Source organism: Ignatzschineria larvae DSM 13226, assembly GCF_038500265.1.
GTDB lineage: Bacteria > Pseudomonadota > Gammaproteobacteria > Cardiobacteriales > Wohlfahrtiimonadaceae > Ignatzschineria > Ignatzschineria larvae.
Map to the genome: position 1 here is coordinate 5,001 of NZ_CP150637.1, position 18,420 is coordinate 23,420.

Genomic DNA, 18,420 nt, shown 5'->3' on the forward strand with positions numbered 1-18,420 from the left:
GGAAAGACCCCGTGAACCTTTACTATAGCTTTACAGTGGATTTTGAATCTTTTTGTGCAGGATAGGTGGGAGGCTTTGAAGCAGCGACGCTAGTTGTTGTGGAGCCATCCTTGAAATACCACCCTGAAAGATTTGGACTTCTAACTTAGGCCCATGATCTGGGCTAAGGACATTGTATGGTGGGTAGTTTGACTGGGGCGGTCTCCTCCGAAAGAGTAACGGAGGAGTACGAAGGTACCCTCAGCCCGGTCGGAAATCGGGCTTATGAGTGCAAAAGCAAAAGGGTGCTTGACTGCGAGACAGACACGTCGAGCAGGTACGAAAGTAGGTTTTAGTGATCCGGTGGTTCTGTATGGAAAGGCCATCGCTCAACGGATAAAAGGTACTCCGGGGATAACAGGCTGATTCCGCCCAAGAGTTCATATCGACGGCGGAGTTTGGCACCTCGATGTCGACTCATCACATCCTGGGGCTGTAGTCGGTCCCAAGGGTATGGCTGTTCGCCATTTAAAGTGGTACGCGAGTTGGGTTCAGAACGTCGTGAGACAGTTCGGTCCCTATCTGCCGTGGGCGTTGGAAATTTGAGAGGAGCTGCTTCTAGTACGAGAGGACCGAAGTGGACGTATCTCTGGTGTTCCGGTTGTCATGCCAATGGCATAGCCGGGTAGCTACATACGGACGGGATAACCGCTGAAAGCATCTAAGCGGGAAGCCTTCCTCAAGATAAGATTTCCCTAGGGGTTTAACCCCTCTGAAGGTCCGTCGAAGACTACGACGTTGATAGGTTGGGTGTGTAAGTGCAGTAATGCATTGAGCTTACCAATACTAATTGACCGTGAGGCTTGACCATATAATAGGTCTTAGACAATTTGTCTTACAATGAGACATGAACGTTTCCAAAGTTAAAACGAAGAATACAGTCTACTTGCTGTTACTAACCAACTAATCAAATTTATTCGTGAGTGGAGTATTTAATACTTCAAACACAAACCAGTTTTCCTGGAGACAATAGCGCTATGGAACCACCTGATCCCGTCCCGAACTCAGAAGTGAAACGTAGCAGCGCCGATGGTAGTGTGGGAGTTCCCATGTGAGAGTAGGTCATTTCCAGGGCTTAATACAGAAACCCCTAGTTCAGTGAACTAGGGGTTTTTCTTTTGTGGGAAAATTTTAAAAAAATCAACTTAGTAACTTATTTTTATCAAAATAAGGGATAAAAGTTACTTTATAAGGAGAATTTTATCAGGGGAGTTTTATAAAGGAAGTATCTTATTGGGCTTGTTCCGTGAGAAGCGCAATCCCACTTTGTGCTGAAAGTAGCTGGGTGTATTGAGCAACTTTTGTTGGTAAAGTCAATTGGGTTTAAAAAAATGGTTTTAAACCGCTATTGGGGGGGAGTTAAAAGAAGATAAAACTGTATTCAACAACACTTGCAAGATGCCGCACGAAATGGGCTTATCTTGAAACGATCTTACTATATCTTCTATGAGTGAGTAATAAGTATCTTATTTTTGATTACTCTCATCACTATCCGCAGGAATAACATGGAAGAAAGTTTCATCTTCTTTAATCAGCCCTAAATGCTTACGAGCTAATTCTTCTCTTGCGCCATAATTATATTTAATGCCATTAATCACTTGGCGAATATGATTGTTTTGATTGAGGAGTTCTTGATTTTGTTGTTGTAATTGTTCTAAAGAGGCTTGCAATGCATCTAGTTTTTTACGCCCGCTCTCTTCGTCAAACCAGGTCTGTTTGATGAGAATTCCTAAGATTAGGAGAAGGATAATGAGCAGAAGATGCATTAACTTCATATTTGATCATTTCGCATTGTACGAAAGCCTTTAGATTTGAGATAATAAGCGATAAAATCTTGAACCACTTATTATAGCGTAAAGTAACGAATGAAAGACAGTATAATTGCAAAATTAGAAGAATTAAAAGAGCGTTTAGAAGAAGTTTCCCATCTTCTCTCTGACCCGGAAGTCATTAATAACAATAATAAATTTAGAGAGCTCTCGCAAGAGTATGCGCATTTAGATCCTGTTGTTGCTGAATTTAATGCTTGGAAAGCGAATGAAGAGGGGCTTGCCGAGATTAAAGAGATCTTTGATGGATCTGATAGTGAGCTTAAAGAGTTGGCGAAAGAAGAGCTTCCTATTTTAGAAGCTGAGAAAGAACGTTTAGAGAAATCGCTTAGTGTCTTACTGTTACCTACAGATCCTTTTGATGATAGCAATATCTTCCTTGAAGTTCGTGCCGGAACCGGTGGTGATGAGGCTGCGATATTTGCGGGCGATCTGCTTCGAATGTATATGCGTTATGCAGAAGAGCGCCGTTGGGGAGTTGAGTTAATCAGTGAGCACCATGGGGAGCACGGTGGTTATAAAGAGGTCATTGCTCGAGTAACAGGGCAAGGTGCTTATTCTCGTTTGAAATTTGAATCGGGGGCGCATCGGGTACAACGGGTTCCTGAGACAGAATCTCAAGGTCGGGTTCATACTTCTGCGGCAACGGTGGCGATTTTACCAGAAATCCCTGAAACAGAGATGATTGAGATTAATCCTGCAGACCTTAAAATTGATACATTCCGTTCATCAGGGGCTGGTGGACAGCATGTTAATGTGACCGATTCCGCGATTCGAATTACCCATTTACCGACAGGGGTTGTGGTGGAATGTCAGGACGAGCGTTCTCAACATAAAAATAAAGCAAAAGCGATGAGTTTATTGGGTGCTCGTCTATTAGAAGCAGAGCGTGAGCGTGAGCAGAAAGAGATGAGCGAAAATCGCCGGAACTTAGTCGGTTCAGGGGATCGTTCTGAGCGAATTCGTACCTATAACTACCCACAAGGGCGTATTACAGATCATCGTATTAATCTTACGCTCTATAAATTAGATGAAATTATGAATGGCGATCTTGATCAGGTGATTGAACCCTTGATTCAAGAAAATCAGGCAGATCTTCTTGCCGCAATAGGTGGAGATGAATAATCTTCAAGGGTTATAATGAAGCGTAGAGAGCAAGATCAATTACAGTTACGATTATTAGCAACGACCGATATTCATGGTTTTTACATGGACTATGATTATTATCGAGATAAAGTTGCGCCTTATACAGGATTGATCTCACTTGCGACCTTGATTGATTCAGCGCGGTCAGAAGTATCGAATCATCTTCTCTTTGATAATGGCGATCTGCTACAAGGAGCACCAATGTCTGATTATCTACGGGAATATGCGTTAGAAGAAGAGCATCCTGCCTATACCCTTATGAATGCGATCGGATATGATGCGGCGACTATTGGAAATCATGAGTTCAATTTTGGGGTTGATTATCTTAAAACGGTGTTAAAACAAGCGCAATTTCCCTATGTCAATGCGAATATTTGTGACCAAGATGGTGAGCCTCTATTGCCTCGATCAGTAATATTAGAGCGAGAAATGGTGACTGATCAAGGTAAGAAAATCCTGCTAAAAATCGGTGTGACGGGTATTGTGCCGCCACAAGTGACCACTTGGGATAAAAATCATTTAGATGAGTATGCGTTAACAAACCCTGCTTTAGAGAGCTTTGATGCGGTAGAAGCTATTCAGAGAGAAGCGCTATTATTGCGTGAAGCCGGCGCCGATATTGTAGTTGCATTGGCACATACGGGAATCTCTCGCCGACCTTTTGAATCGGAAATGGAGAATAGTGGTTACTATATTGCTCAAATTCCAGAAGTAGATGCGCTTATTACGGGTCATCAACATCGCCGTTTTCCGTCAGAGAGTTTTCGATTTTCAGCGGATCTCGATCAATCGGGGTATGACTCTTTAGGAATTGATGTTGCCAACGGTACGATTCTTGGAACCCCTGTTGTTATGCCCGGCTCTTGGGCTCGTTGGTTAGGGGTAATTGATCTAAACTTAACATTCGAGCAAGATCAATGGATGGTTACAGAGGGCCGATCAGAGCTACGTTTTATTGAAGAAGATTGGCCTATTAATGGTCAAGTTAATCCCTATTATCGTTCTTTGATGCAAGATGCCCACGAAGCAATCCGAGCGATGATGAAAGTGCCGATCGGTGTATGTCAAACAGGTTTCTATAGCTATCTATCGTTAATTCAAGATGACCACTGTATTCAGATTGTCGCAGATAGTCAGCGAGCAATGGCTGAGCAGTTGTTAGCATCAAAAGCGAAAGAGACTTATTTCCCGCGATATCCACTTCTCTCGGCAGTTCCTCTTTTTAAGGTGGGAAGCCGAAAAGATGACCCGAGTTATTTTACAGAGATTGATCCCGGGGAGCTCTATTTTAAAGATGTTGCCGATCTCTATGTCTATCCTAATTATCTTGTAGTATTACAAATTAGTGGCGCTAATTTAAAAGAGTGGCTTGAATGTTGTGCAAGCATCTATCATACAATTAATCCAGCAGCTGAAACGCCGCAACAGCTCATCAATTGGGCGCAATACCGACCTTACAACTTCGATATTATTAAAGGGATCGAATATCAGATTGATCCTTCGCAATTACCACGTTATGCCCCTGATCTCTCATTATTAAATGCAGAGACTGAACGTATTATGGAACTTCGTTATCAAGGAGCATTGATTAAACCGGAAGATCAATTCTATTTGGCAACCAACAGTTATCGAGCCTTAGTCGATCGTTTCCCAGGGGCAGGCAGCGGGCAGGTGGTCTGTGGAACGATGATGGAGATTCCTGAAGTGATTCTCTCTTATATTCAGGCAACATCTCAACGGGGCGAGCTAAGAGTTGAGCCCGATTATAATTGGGAATTAGCGCTCTCAGCATTAGGAAATGCAAAATTACTATTTGAAACAGCCAATAGTGGCAAATCTCGGGCGATTATTGAACAACATTGTCATTATCCTATTCAATATGTCGGTGAAGATCCCGAGAAATTTGCGCTTTATCAGATTGATAGTGGTTCATAATCGGGATTTATTCATCAATCTGCTATGCCTGCTTTAATGCCGATTGATAGAGTGATGTCAGCTTTTCTGTGAGTGTTGTGAGGACTTTATCCCGTTTACTATCAATCATTCGGCCATTTTTCTCATAATATTCCGGATGTGCCCTGAGATAGCGATTATCGTGAATAAATGCTTGTAATGCCGACTGATCTTCTTTGAGATCTCTGATTTGATTGAGATAAATAGGTGTTAATTCAGCGTGGCTACGACCACTTAAGGCTCCTACCATATAGAGCATTCGTGATAAGAGATGAGCAATGGCTTCATCATTGACGCAGAATGTTTCCAGATCTTGTAGATGATCCATTAGGGAGCTACCGTAATGTTTGAAAGAGGCCGCAAGTCCGCCAAGAATAGCTCCCGTTGCCGAAGCCGCACCTAGTGTTGTAAATCCTGCTAAAGCATCAATGCCGGCAAAGAGCCCTGCGCCAACACCTGCACCTTTGCCAAATTGCACAGAGAAATCGATGAGATTTTCACTCGTAAATAGTTCTTGCTCATATTGTGAGCCTTCAACGGCAACCGCAAAATAGGCGATATCTTCCTTGTTAAATTGATAACAATTGAGTAGGTTTTGTAGTGTTGATTGCTCTAATTTCTCAATGGATTGATTGAGGGATTTCATAATTTTATCGGCATTCGTTCCCCGCTTTTTCTTGACTTGCAATGTCATTAAATTGAGGTAGAAGTTAGCGCAGAGCTCCATTGCCGTATGAAACCGTGTTTGTTCAGCAATCTCTTCGAGCTGAATGTAAGCCATAATCTCTTGATAAAGTTCCGGAAACATAATAGCAATCTGCTCATAAAATCGACGCTTTTGCGGTGGCATAATCGTATCAAATTCTAGATAATGATGAATACCGTGCGCTTTAAGATGTTGTTTCCAAATATCTAAATATTCCCCTTGGATAAAATTCAATATCGGGAGAATAGGGCGATGAGTTTTTTCAATGAGGGTTAATTCATCATCAAATTTAGGTAAAAAGGGAAGTCGGCAATCGACAATATAACAGGTCAGATCAGCTTCAAAGAGCTGCTTAATCACTTTCACTTCCTGCTCAAATTCAGCTTCGACTTCGGGATCATTGGCAAATCGCAGGAGATTATTAGCCTCTTCCATACGAGTACGTGAGGGATACTGGTTCTCTAAGAGATCTAATACGCCCATTGCATCTTCAATGCCGGGGGTATCGATATAGGTGAGTGTCAGTTGATCTGAAGAGCGTTTAATCTCGGCGACATCAATTGTGGTGGATGCTTCATTTCTCACTTCGCCAAAATTTCGCTCGCGCGTAATAGTGCGAATTAAGGATGTCTTTCCTGTATTTGTATGACCGACAATTGCAATTTTTAAGATTTTACCACTCATATATCCCCCTGTAACTCAAGGCTCTATTATGCCATAAATAGCATAGTAATAGGGTTAAGAATCAGCTATTGAGGCTTGGGCGTAACCCGTAAAATCTCATTTTCATAAAGATTGGGCTGTAATTTTGCTTGCCACTCTTTGAGTCGGGATTGGTCATTCCCTTCGAGTAGAATAATTTCATTATTTAAAGAGAGATTAAGAAGCGTATAGATTCGGCGTAGTAAGCTCCGATCCGGTGTGAGCTCACTATCAATATAGAGTATTAAACTCACAAGCGGTGCCTGTTCTAAAGCTTGTTGTAATGCGCTAAAGGCTTTTCGATCATTAATCACCTTAATATTATGGGGTAAGGGATAGGCATAATCGAGTGCTACCTCCATTTGATGCTCTCCTTGCGTAATGGTTTTCACAGGTCGCACTGTTTGCGGGCGTGCTTTGGCCGGGTCAACAATCTGTGTGAGTGTTTGAGTCACGCTTGCAACCGTCGGTGGCATAATCTGCCGATGTCGGCGATAGGGAATATAAGCGCAGAGAAAGAAGATCAATCGAGGAATCAGTCCATAATAGAGAATCATCAGAATGACCCATTTTGCCCACATTGCATTTTCAATGGCTGAGGGCGTACTATTGAGGCTATGTTCAATGATTTCCGGAGTAATTAAGGATTGATGAAAAAAGCTTGGCAGATAATCTAATACCGCAATAATCTGATAATAGAGTCCATTCTCTTGTGGAAAGAGCGTGCTGTAGAGATGAAACTCATATTGTTTGAGGGTAAATTGAAAAAAGAGACTGACAATCAGCGCAATAAAGATCACAAGCCAAGAGAAGTGCATTACGGATTTCATTAATCGCATTAATTGTGCTGTATCAGCTTCACTTAAAGCGGGGTTGATTCTTGTCGGCGTTGCTGATTGATCACCCTGTATACGGTGTTGGAGTTTCCTAATCTGTCTTTGTAATAGTAATAATAGGTCAGAAAAGAGTGAGTGTTTCCGAATGAGTGCAAAGATTAAAAAGAGATAAGAGGGAATTAAAATGCCTAATACCAGTGCAATCGGGTGAATAGGGGAAGAGAGCAGTGCACCGCTGCCACTGATAGTAATAAAGATTAAGAGAATTGCAAAGAGTGTAATCACCGTTTTTGAGGGACGAAGAGAAACAGCGCCCACCTGATTGATGAGCATTGTTTTATGATCCGTTAGTTGAGAACGATTATTCGACGCGCTCATAATTTAAGGTATTTCCTGTTACTTTGGTAATACGAATTTTGCTACCTGCCGGGATATTTTCTCCGGCAATACGCCATACCGAATCCCCTAAAGGCAAGCGACCTTCGCCCTCTTCAACCGCCGTTGTAATCGTATAAATTTTGCCAATATATTCCGCACCACGAACTTGATTAGGATCTTGTGAGCGGATATCTTTTTCCCCACGTTTATAGGTTTTGATACCAATGAGCACAGTGATAATTGAGAAAATTGCGAAAAGCAGAATCTGCACCATTACAGAAAAGGTGAAAAAGTGAAGCAGCGCCCCTACAATGAGCGCTGCTATACCTAGCCAAAATAGGAAAACGCCGGGAACCAACATTTCAAGTAATATCAAAATAGCGCCGAGAATCAGCCACACCATCATAGGACTAAAACTTGAAAATAGGGACATTATTACGACTCCTTACCTGCATTTTTAACTAATTCAGCAATACCTGCAATAGAACCTACCACGCTTGCAGATTCCATCGGCATCATAATGATCTTACCATTATCACTCTCAGCAATTTTGCCAAAAGCTTCCACATATTTTTGTGCAACGAAGTAGTTGACGGCTTGAATATCACCCTCTCTAATGGCTTGAGAAACCATCAGTGTCGCATTTGCTTCCGCTTCTGCTAAGCGCTCTCTCGCTTCTGCTTCTAAAATGGCCGCTTGTTTTTTACCTTCAGCCGCTAAAATGGCAGATTGTTTCTCCCCTTCTGATTTGAGAATCTCAGCTTCTCGAATCCCTTGTGCTTCTAAGATTGCAGCCCGTTTTTCCCGCTCTGCTTTCATCTGTTTCGCCATTGAATCCACGAGATCTTTAGGGGGTTCAATATCTTTAATTTCAATACGAGTGACTTTAACACCCCAAGGTTCTGTCGCGTGATCGACGACCGCTAAGAGGCTTGCATTGATCTCATCTCGTTTTGAGAGTAGCTCATCAAGATCCATAGAACCCATTACGGTACGGATATTGGTCATTGTGAGATTCAGGATCGCTGAACCTAAATTATTCACAGCATAAGCTGCTCGTGCTGCATCGTTAATTTGGAAGAAGACAACACCATCGACACGCACCATCGCATTATCTTTGGTGATCACCGCTTGAGAGGGAACATCGGCAACATTTTCCATCATATTGATTTTATGGCCAATACGATCGAAAAATGGCACGATGAAAGAGATCCCCGGTGTGATCGTTTTACGGTAGCGACCAAAGCGCTCAACGGTATATTCACTACCTTGAGGAACCATCTTAATTCCAAGGAAGATCATTAAAACGGCAATAGCCGCAATGATCAAGACTAAAATCATACCTGTACTCATAATGAATTAATATCCTTTTAATTGCCTAAAACAGGGTATTGAAAAAAACACCTACATCTTTCATAGAGATAGGTGTTTATATCTCCAATTGTTAGTATAAAGAATATTACGAACAATAGGGAATAGATTTTATCAGAAAATAGAATAAAGATAGAATATTATCATTAAAATAATAATGTCTATTTTTAGATAAACGCTAAAATAATGATAGAAATAAATATTGAGATAAGTACTCAAATGATCCGTTTATAAATATTTCTCACTATTATATAAGTATCAGAATTATTTTAGCTGATGATTCAATCGGTATTAATGATGTGATTAGGCGCTAAAAGAGTTACCACAACCACAAGTTGTCGTTGCATTAGGGTTACGAATGACAAATTGCTCGCCTTGAAGATCGTTCACATAATCGATCTCAGCACCGACTAAGTATTGATAGCTTAAAGGATCAACTAAAAGCGTCACTTCTTGATTAACTACTTCTACATCGCCTTCTTCGACTTCATTGGCAAATGCAAAACCATATTGGAAACCTGAGCAACCGCCGCCTTGAATATAGACGCGAAGTTTCAGCGATGGATCACCTTCTTGTTCAATTAGGCTTTTCACTTTAAGCGCTGCTGAATCTGTGAAATTAATGCCTGTATCATCGATCATCGACATAGTGTTCTCCTTGAATGAAAATAGTTCAAATTTGTCCTCTATTATAGCCTAGATTTCAATTCTTCGGGATACTTTTGCCGGTATTTGTAATGATTCTCGATATAGAGGCGCCCAAATGGTGTTCTTTGTAGAGATGGTAGGAAACGGTATTTTGCATTTGGCATTTTATACGCTGCTTTGAGTATATCAGAGCAAAAAAATACCAACAGCGCTTAATGCTGTTGGTATCTCTTATATCGATGACACTAGAGGATGCTATTTGTTCTCTTCTTCATCCGGAACAACGGCAATCGCTAATTCATCTAATTGTGCTTGGCTAATATGTGCCGGTGCATCGGTTAAGAGACAAGCTGCCGATTGTGTTTTCGGGAATGCGATCACGTCACGAATAGAATTTTGCTCAGCCATTAACATGACTAAACGGTCAAGACCAAAAGCAATACCTCCGTGCGGTGGCGCACCATATTTAAGCGCATCTAAGAGGAAGCCAAATTTCTCTTCCGCTTCGGCTTTATCAATGCCGAGAAGTTCAAAGACTTTCATCTGCACGTCGTGTTTGAAGATACGGATTGAACCGCCGCCGAGCTCAGTACCGTTTAAAACAAGGTCATAAGCATTGGCAATCGCATTAGCCGGATCTGTTAATGATTCAATGCCCGTTTTCGGTGTTGTAAATGGATGATGAACCGCCACATAACGTTTCGCATCTTCATCATATTCAAACATCGGGAAGTCAACAACCCACATTGGTGCCCATTTGCAAGTCAGTAGGTTAAGATCTTTACCAATTTTAACGCGTAATGCACCAATTGCATCATTCACAACAGTGGCTTTATCTGCGCCAAAGAAGATGATGTCATTATTTTGGGCGTTCGTCGCTTTGAGTAATTCCGTTAATGTTGCATCATCTAAGAATTTCACAATCGGTGATTGTAAGCCGTCACGACCTGCAGCAATATCATTGACACGAATGTAAGCCAGACCTTTTGCGCCATAACGACCTACGAAATCTGTGTATTCATCAATATGACGACGAGTAAATTGATCAGAAGCGCCCGGGATATTGAGGGCAACTACGCGACCCCCTTCACGGTTCGCAGCATCCTTAAAGACTTTAAAATCACAACCTTTCATCAATTCTGTGACTTCAGTAAACTCAAGTGGAATACGAAGATCAGGTTTATCTGAACCAAAGCGAGCCATCGCTTCGTGCCAAGTCATCCGTGGGAAATTATCTCCAAGATCCACATTGATTGATTCTTGGAATACATTGCGGATCATCTTCTCGGCAATATCCATAATCTCATCCGATGAGAGGAATGACGTTTCGATATCCACTTGGGTGAATTCAGGTTGACGATCTGCACGAAGATCCTCATCGCGGAAACAACGGACGATCTGATAGTAGCGATCAAAACCACTGACCATCAATAGCTGTTTGAAGAGCTGTGGGCTTTGTGGAAGTGCAAAAAATTCGCCGTGATGTACACGAGAGGGAACAACATAGTCACGCGCCCCTTCAGGTGTTGCTTTAGTTAAGAACGGTGTTTCGATATCGAGGAAGCCTTGCTCATCGAGCGCTTGACGGATATAGCGGGTCACTTTTGAACGCAACATAATGTTTTGATGCATTCTGTTATCCCGTAGATCAAGATAACGATATTTGAGACGAACTTCTTCAGAGGTTTTATCATCCCCTAATTGGAACGGAAGAGGCGCTGAGCTATTGAGGATCTCAAGTTGCTTGGCAACGACTTCGATTTTTCCCGAAACGATATTCTCGTTGATCATTCCTTCAGGGCGAGCAATCACTTCGCCTTCGATTTTGATGACATATTCATTACGAATCTTTTCGGCTTCAGTAAAAGGGGTTGATAATAGTGCAGGGTCGATAACCACTTGCACAATACCTTCTCTATCTCGAAGATCGACAAAGATAATCCCACCGTGGTCACGGCGACGATGTACCCAACCAGAGAGGGTAACGGTTTTGCCAATAAGATCTTCGTTCACTAATCCGCAATAATGTGATCGCATAATGTTGTTGTCCTTAAAAATGAATCTAAATATTCCCCAATCAAGGGGCAAATAAAGGGTAAATTATAATTGAATAATTTGAAAAGCAAATGAGATTATTATAAGACATTTTGCGGAAACTTTCAGAGGAAGATATGTGAAAGAGTTGTCTTTAGGGAAAAGGGTGAATGCAGAAGATCTTATAGATCTTAATCCCCGTTTAGCCCCTTCAAGATCGACTCTCGAATAAAGGGGGGATTTTAGATTGTGATCCGCATACCATTTATCGCAGAGTGATCTTGAATAATAGTCTAGGAACCTACGTTGATTCGCAGTGAAACCTTTGTAATAAACGCAGGTTCCTAGATTTATAAGCCTATCTGTCCTCTATTGATTATATATTTATTATTAGAGGCGATACTACTCACCATATTTTACTAAGCTGTGAGGATATCTTTCCTCTTAGGCTTAGCCCTCCTTTGTCTATGTTTAGATTGTGGTGATGCTGTTATTTCATAGTTATTATCAATCTAAACACAAAATTTGATAACGCCGACACCTTTATGATTAGCGTATTTATTTTATAAATGCAAATTTTTTTGGTAAATGAGTTTGGATAAATATCAATTTAATGTTGAATAAAAGGGGGTAATCGCTGTCAAATAGGGCTGTTTACTCTTTTTATATCTTCATTATTTATCTCGTGAGAAAAGTACGAATTATTCTCGGACTATCTTTTAAAATAAGATTGAGGCATTATTGCTCAGAGAGATTGATTATCGGATTAAAGATCGCTGTAAATCATACACTACTGTATGAGATAAAATTATTATCGGATTGTTAATGTATAGTATTGATTAGAAGTAGATAACGTTGTTTATTGCGAACGTCGTTGATTGCGATAAGGGACATAAGTACATAAGAATAAAATAGGGATATTTCACAATGGGGATTGAGTTGGTTGTTTTTCTGTTATTAGGTTGTGTGATCGGGATTATCTCAGGTCTTTTAGGCGTTGGCGGTGGTACTGTAGTTGTGCCTACAGTGGTTTTTTTCTTAGTCTCAATTGGGGTTGATCCTGATTTGGTGATGAAAATCGCATTAGGTTCCTCTTTTGCCGTTGTGGGCATTACGAGTCTTTCTTCAGTCATTGCGCACCAACGCCGGGGTTCTGTCGTTTGGCCGGTGGTGTTTTTATTAGGGATTGGGGCGATGATAGGCGTGGCGCTCGGTAGTCTTGTCGTGAGTCGTCTTAATAATTTAGTACTACAACTTTTCTTCTGTCTCTTTTTGGCCTATACCATTTTCAATATGGTGCGAGGCGCGTCTAAAAAAGAAGCCGATCAAATGATTCCCTTTGCAAAACCACTCTACCTCTTAGTCGGGAGTGTTATTGGCTTTATCTCAAGTTTCGTCGGTATCGGTGGAGGAGTGATGATCGTACCGGTTTTAAGTAAAATCGGTTATAAAATGAAAAATGCAATCGCCTCTTCTTCTGCTGTTGGAATGTTAATGGCGTGTGCCGGTGCGCTGAGTGCCTTAGTAACAGGTTGGAATGTCGCGGATACGCCGGATAATTCCCTTGGATTTATCTATCTTCCTGCAGTGATTGGCTTATCGATCACGAGTTTTATTTTCGCACCGCTTGGCGCGAAGTTAGTCTATATTCTACCGGTAAAACGTATTCGGCAGATCTTTGCCGGCTTTTTAACATTGATTCTATTGGTTTTTATTTACAATAATTTTATTGGTTAAAGTTTATTGGTTAACAAGATGTGGCGAGATTCTTATTCGATAGCACAAGCGCAAAGCGTTAGAACCTCATAAGTGGATGTTTTATTAGTGTAGGGATTCGAAATGTAGAGATTTGAGGCAGAGAGGGCGCATAAATTGAATAAGTGAATAAGCAGATAAGAAGCGGGGCGAGTTCCTCGCTTTTTTGTATTATAATTGAAGTCATTTATTTTCTTGAAATAGGGTCTTGAAATCTGTTCAGATCCATTCGGATACTTGTATAAAGGTTAATAATCACTATGTCGAAAACATTCTTAGTCATTGATGGCTCTAACTTCCTCTTTCGTGCCTTCCACGCGTTGCCGCCACTTAAAAGCCCAGATGGCCGACCAACGGGGGCGATTCGTGGGGTGATTAATATGTTTGAGAAATTGATGCGGGAATTTCGACCGGATTATCTCGGTGTGATCTTTGACGCAAGCGGTAAGAGTTTTCGGAATGATCTGTTTGAAGAGTATAAAGCACATCGTCCGCCGATGCCGGATGATCTACGGGCACAGATTGAACCGCTCTTTGAGATTATTGATCTGATGGGTTATCCCCGTATCTCAATCCCCGGCATTGAAGCCGATGATGTGATTGCAACGCTTGCAGTGGAAGCAAAATCAAAAGGTATCCGGACTATTATTGCCTCGAGTGATAAAGATTTAGCGCAACTTGTGGAAGATGGCGCTATTAATATGTTTGACGGAATGAAAAATGAGATGCTTGGCCGAGAAGAGGTTTTTGCAAAATATGGCGTTTATCCTGAGCAAGTACGCGATTATCTCTCATTGATGGGGGATAGTGCCGATAATATTCCCGGCGTTCAAGGTGTGGGACCTAAGACTGCGGCAAAGTGGATTCACGAATGGGGTTCGCTTGAGGGAATTATTGAAAATGCCGAGAAGATCAAGGGTAAAGTAGGCGAGAGATTACGAGATAGCCTCGATGTCTTAGCACTTTCTAAAAAGCTCACAACCCTATATACCGAAGCATCCCTACCTTTTAAAGTGGAAGAATTAACACCGAAAGATCGCTTTACCGAGCGGTTACAAGCCATCTATCAAGAGCTTGGTTTCCGGCAGTTATTAGCAGAGCTTGAGAAAGGGGATGCGGTGGATGAGGGCTTTGTGCCGCCGACCGCAAAAGCCAGTGATAGTTCAGTCAGCGGTGAAGAGTGGGTTAACCCGCAGGTGCCGGCAACTCGAGAGTATCAAACGATTACTACAATAGCCGAGTTAGAGGCTTTTCTAGCATTGGTGCCGGAAAGTGCGTTACTGGCCTTTGATACAGAGACAGATGGTCTTGAGTTTATGCATTCCGCTTTAATCGGCATTTCACTATCCGTAGCGCCGGGATCTGCAATCTATATCCCCTTCAAACAGGCCGGTTTAGAAAATCCTTTGAGTATTGATGAAGTGATTCCTCGCCTAAAACCTATTCTGGAAGATCCCGCGATTCTAAAGGTAGGGCAGAATGCTAAATTTGATTGGCATATTTTGAAGCGTTATGGGATCGAAGTACAAGGTATTGCCGATGATACGATGTTGGCGAGCTATATTTTAGATCCTACTGGTAATCGTCATAATATGGATGCCTTAGCGGAACTCTATCTTGGATATAAAACCACTTCCTTTGAAGAGATTGCCGGCAAAGGGCGTCATCAGAAGACTTTTGATGAGATTGATATTGAGACAGCGAGTTTCTATGCCTGTGAAGATGCGGATATTACTTTGCAATTGCGACACAGTATATTGCCTCGCCTCAAAGCACAAACCGGGCAATATCAGATCTATGAAGAGATCGAAATGCCTTTAGTGCCGGTACTTGCAAAAATGGAACACGCCGGTATTGAGGTGGATGCTGCGCATTTAGAAGCGCTCAGTCACGAGTTTGGCGAGCGTTTAAAAGCGTTAGAGATTGAAGCGTATGAGTTAGCGGGCGAAGAATTTAATATGAGTTCATCAAAGCAGGTGGGTGAGATTCTCTTTGATAAATTACAGTTGCCGGTCATTAAGAAAACGCCAAAAGGCGCGCCGTCCACTGCGGAAGATGTATTACAAAAATTAGCGGAGGATTACCCGCTACCGAAATTGATTATTGAGTATCGGGAGTTTTCGAAGTTACGTTCAACTTATACCGATTCATTAGTCGCCGATATTAACCCTGATACAGGGCGCGTCCATACCTCATTTAACCAAGCGCAAACGAGTACCGGTCGACTCTCTTCTTCGAACCCTAATCTGCAAAATATCCCGATTCGAACTAGTGAGGGGCGACGAATTCGGGAAGCTTTTGTGGCGAAAGAGGGGCATATTCTACTCTCTGCCGACTATTCACAGGTTGAGCTTCGTTTAATGGCACATTTTTCTCAAGATGAGACGATGATTAAGGCCTTTAGAGAGGGGAAGGATATTCACGCGGCAACGGCGGCGGAAGTGTTCCGTACCCCACTTGAAAAAGTGACAAGCCAAGAGCGTCGAGCGGCGAAAGCCATTAACTTTGGTTTAATCTATGGAATGGGGGCGTTTGGATTGGCGAAGCAGTTAGGAATCTCTCGAACCCAAGCACAAGAGTATATTAGCCTCTATTTTAGCCGTTATCCCGGCGTTTTAAATTATATGGATCAGACGAAAGAGCGCGCTCGCGAGCAAGGTTATGTAGAAACGCTATTAGGGCGTAGGCTCTATCTTCCGGGAATTCATAGCAGTAATGCCATTGCCCGTTCAGGTGCAGAGCGAATTGCAATCAATGCACCACTGCAAGGAACGGCAGCCGATATCATCAAATTAGCAATGCTAAAGGTAGATCGTTTGTTGAGTGAAAAACCGGAGATTGAAGCGAAAATGTTATTACAAGTGCACGATGAATTGATTCTAGAGTCTTCACTTGCATCAGAGAAGTTAGCAACAGAATTACTGATTACAGCAATGACCGATGTGATTGAGATTGATGTACCGCTGATTGTAGAAGTCGGTCGTGGTAAGAATTGGGATGAAACAGATAGTTAAATTCTCGTTTATGAGTTTATAAGATCATTGAAAGGCACGAATCTCACATTCGTGCCTTTTTATTGATAATGATTTTATAGTAATGTTGGTTCAAAATAAGCTTATTTAAATGCCGGCGCATCGGTTGTAATAAGTAAGGGATCCGTTCTATCCGGCATCTTGCAAGTGTGGTTTAAAATCATTTTTCTTAAACCAAATTTACTATGAATACCATAAAAAAAGCGCTAACTCTTTCGATATTAGCGCTCTATTTAAGAGATATCTATCTTTTTAAAACAAAGCGATATCCTGTAATGACTCAAGACTCATTAGAGTGATTTTAGCGTAGTAATCATCTCATTTAACACTTTTTGGGCATCTCCATAAACCATATCGGTATTATCGAGATAGAAGAGATGGTTCTCAATACCCGAGAAGCCTGAGCCTTGACCCCGTTTGATGACAAATACCTGTTTTGCTTGGTCGGCATTGAGGATGGGCATACCGTAGATCGGACTTGATTTATCTGTCCGAGCGACAGGATTGACTACATCATTTGCACCGATCACAAGTACGACATCGGTATCTTTAAACTCATCATTAATCTCATCAAGGTCAAAGATGCTCTCGTAAGGAATCCCTGATTCTGCAAGCAGAACATTCATATGGCCCGGCATTCTTCCTGCAACAGGATGAATTGCAAAGCGCACATCAACGTCGCGATTTTCAAGAATCTTCACAAGCTCTGCCACTTTATGTTGTGCTTGCGCCGCCGCTAAACCGTAACCTGGGACGATAATGACGCGATCAGAGTAAGCCATTGTCATCGCCGCATTTGCCGCATCTGTTTCCGTCATTGAGCCTTCAATCTCTGTCTCTTCCGCACTCTTTTCACCAAAGTTAGAGAAGAGAACATTGCTTAATGAACGGTTCATTGCTTTCGCCATGAGAACTGTCAAGAGTGTACCTGCCGCCCCGACGGTTGTACCGGCGATGATAAGGCCACCGTTGTCGAGCGCAATCCCTTCAAAGGCAACAGCAATACCGGTAAAGGCATTGAAGAGCGAAATGATGACCGGCATATCTGCGCCACCAATAGGAATCGCTACTAAAGCTCCTAATGCAAGGGTGAAGGCGAAGAAGATAAAGATCATAAAGTAGCTAGGCTCTGCATTTGATGCTAGGAGTAATGCTAAGAGTAGCGAGAACATCAATAAGAAGAGGTTAACCGCATTACGATTTTTAAAGCGAATGGTTTTATTCATTCGGCCATCTAATTTTGCCCAAGCCACGATAGAACCGGTGAAAGAAACCGCACCGATAAAGCCACCAATAGCGGCTAGGAATAGTGCGCTAGAGGTGTTTTCTGCTGAACCTACTTGAAGTAAGGCAATTGCCCCAATAATCGCAGCCGCTCCGCCACCAACGCCATTATAGATTGCGATCATCTGTGGCATATCGGTCATTGCCACTTTGAGTGCAGAGCGTTTTGCAATCACAGCACCGATGGCGACCGCGATAATAATCAAAATTAAGTTTGTAAAATAGTGATGCGCTGTAATCGCCGGATGAAATAGGGTAATCACAACCGCTAATAACATCGCTAATCCCGCATAGTGAATCCCTTTGCGAGCGGTTGAAGGATGGCTCATACTTTTGAGCGCGTAGATAAAAACAATAGCAGCTACAAAGTAGCCAATATTCACAAGCAGTGCGCCCATAGTCTATTTCTCCTCTTTTTTGTTAGATTTGAACATCTCGAGCATCCGATCGGTGACGTAGTAACCACCTACGGCATTAATTGCACCAAAGATAACGGCAATAAAAGCTAGGATTGTTTGAAATGCCCCTTCTGCATGGCCAAGTGCAATCATCGCACCCACGAGAATAATTCCATGGATGAAGTTTGAACCTGACATTAATGGAGTATGGAGAATCGCCGGTACTCGGGAGATTACTTCATAGCCCAAAATAGCAGAAAGCACAACGATATAGAGCGCTGCAAATCCTGTAATCATATAAAATTCTCC

The 18,420-nt window shown here is 42.0% G+C and carries 13 protein-coding genes and 2 rRNA genes (1 of these 15 cut by a window edge); 6 read left to right on the forward strand and 9 right to left on the reverse strand.

Annotated elements, in window-relative coordinates; translation table 11 throughout:
* Window positions 1-850 (forward strand): 23S ribosomal RNA (locus tag WMO13_RS00020); it begins 2,062 nt to the left of the window's first position.
* Window positions 851-998: 148 nt separating this feature from the next.
* Window positions 999-1,113, forward strand: a 5S ribosomal RNA gene (gene rrf, locus WMO13_RS00025).
* A 392-nt stretch (window positions 1,114-1,505) separates the two neighbouring features.
* Here the strand turns inward: rrf and WMO13_RS00030 are convergent.
* Entirely contained in the window at window positions 1,506-1,814 is a 309-nt protein-coding gene (locus WMO13_RS00030) for a septum formation initiator family protein (protein ID WP_026878743.1), read from the reverse strand.
* 90 nt (window positions 1,815-1,904) lie between these two features.
* Here WMO13_RS00030 and prfA point away from each other — a divergent pair, with 90 nt between their 5' ends.
* Both prfA and WMO13_RS00040 read left to right on the forward strand, forming a co-directional pair.
* Window positions 1,905-2,993: a peptide chain release factor 1 gene (gene prfA / locus WMO13_RS00035; RefSeq protein ID WP_026878744.1), complete on the forward strand. Its 1,089-nt coding sequence runs from the start codon at window positions 1,905-1,907 to the stop codon at window positions 2,991-2,993.
* 15 nt (window positions 2,994-3,008) lie between these two features.
* Entirely contained in the window at window positions 3,009-4,949 is a 1,941-nt protein-coding gene (locus tag WMO13_RS00040) for a bifunctional 2',3'-cyclic-nucleotide 2'-phosphodiesterase/3'-nucleotidase (RefSeq protein WP_051396179.1), read from the forward strand.
* Window positions 4,950-4,971: 22 nt separating this feature from the next.
* On the opposite strand, the gene WMO13_RS00045 is transcribed toward WMO13_RS00040, so the two are convergent.
* The 6 genes from WMO13_RS00045 to aspS form a co-directional block, all read right to left on the reverse strand.
* Window positions 4,972-6,357 (reverse strand): GTPase/DUF3482 domain-containing protein, encoded by a 1,386-nt coding sequence (locus tag WMO13_RS00045; protein ID WP_051396180.1) that lies wholly within the window; start codon window positions 6,355-6,357, stop codon window positions 4,972-4,974.
* A 65-nt stretch (window positions 6,358-6,422) separates the two neighbouring features.
* Entirely contained in the window at window positions 6,423-7,589 is a 1,167-nt protein-coding gene (locus tag WMO13_RS00050; RefSeq protein ID WP_026878745.1) for a DUF2868 domain-containing protein, read from the reverse strand.
* Window positions 7,573-8,022 (reverse strand): NfeD family protein, encoded by a 450-nt coding sequence (locus tag WMO13_RS00055; protein WP_051396181.1) that lies wholly within the window; start codon window positions 8,020-8,022, stop codon window positions 7,573-7,575. The genes WMO13_RS00050 and WMO13_RS00055 overlap by 17 nt, the downstream gene beginning before the upstream one ends.
* Before the next feature lie 2 nt (window positions 8,023-8,024).
* Complete coding sequence (locus tag WMO13_RS00060; RefSeq protein WP_026878747.1) at window positions 8,025-8,942, reverse strand: SPFH domain-containing protein; 918 nt, start codon at window positions 8,940-8,942, stop codon at window positions 8,025-8,027.
* 321 nt (window positions 8,943-9,263) lie between these two features.
* Complete coding sequence (erpA, locus tag WMO13_RS00065; protein ID WP_026878748.1) at window positions 9,264-9,608, reverse strand: iron-sulfur cluster insertion protein ErpA; 345 nt, start codon at window positions 9,606-9,608, stop codon at window positions 9,264-9,266.
* A gap of 255 nt (window positions 9,609-9,863) precedes the next feature.
* Complete coding sequence (gene aspS, locus WMO13_RS00070; RefSeq protein ID WP_026878749.1) at window positions 9,864-11,645, reverse strand: aspartate--tRNA ligase; 1,782 nt, start codon at window positions 11,643-11,645, stop codon at window positions 9,864-9,866.
* Window positions 11,646-12,569: 924 nt separating this feature from the next.
* Here aspS and WMO13_RS00075 point away from each other — a divergent pair.
* Entirely contained in the window at window positions 12,570-13,379 is an 810-nt protein-coding gene (locus WMO13_RS00075; protein ID WP_051396182.1) for a sulfite exporter TauE/SafE family protein, read from the forward strand.
* Between the two features lie 278 nt (window positions 13,380-13,657).
* Window positions 13,658-16,411, forward strand: a complete 2,754-nt coding sequence (polA, locus tag WMO13_RS00080; protein ID WP_026878751.1) for a DNA polymerase I — start codon at window positions 13,658-13,660, stop codon at window positions 16,409-16,411.
* A 308-nt stretch (window positions 16,412-16,719) separates the two neighbouring features.
* Here polA and WMO13_RS00085 read toward each other — a convergent pair whose 3' ends face one another.
* Both WMO13_RS00085 and WMO13_RS00090 read right to left on the reverse strand, forming a co-directional pair.
* On the reverse strand, window positions 16,720-18,111 hold the full coding sequence (locus tag WMO13_RS00085; protein ID WP_026878752.1) for an NAD(P)(+) transhydrogenase (Re/Si-specific) subunit beta: 1,392 nt from the start codon (window positions 18,109-18,111) through the stop codon (window positions 16,720-16,722).
* A 3-nt stretch (window positions 18,112-18,114) separates the two neighbouring features.
* Window positions 18,115-18,408 carry an NAD(P) transhydrogenase subunit alpha gene (locus tag WMO13_RS00090; protein WP_026878753.1) on the reverse strand — a complete coding sequence of 98 codons (294 nt, stop codon included), beginning with the start codon at window positions 18,406-18,408 and terminating at the stop codon, window positions 18,115-18,117.
* Between the last annotated feature and the right edge of the window lie 12 nt (window positions 18,409-18,420).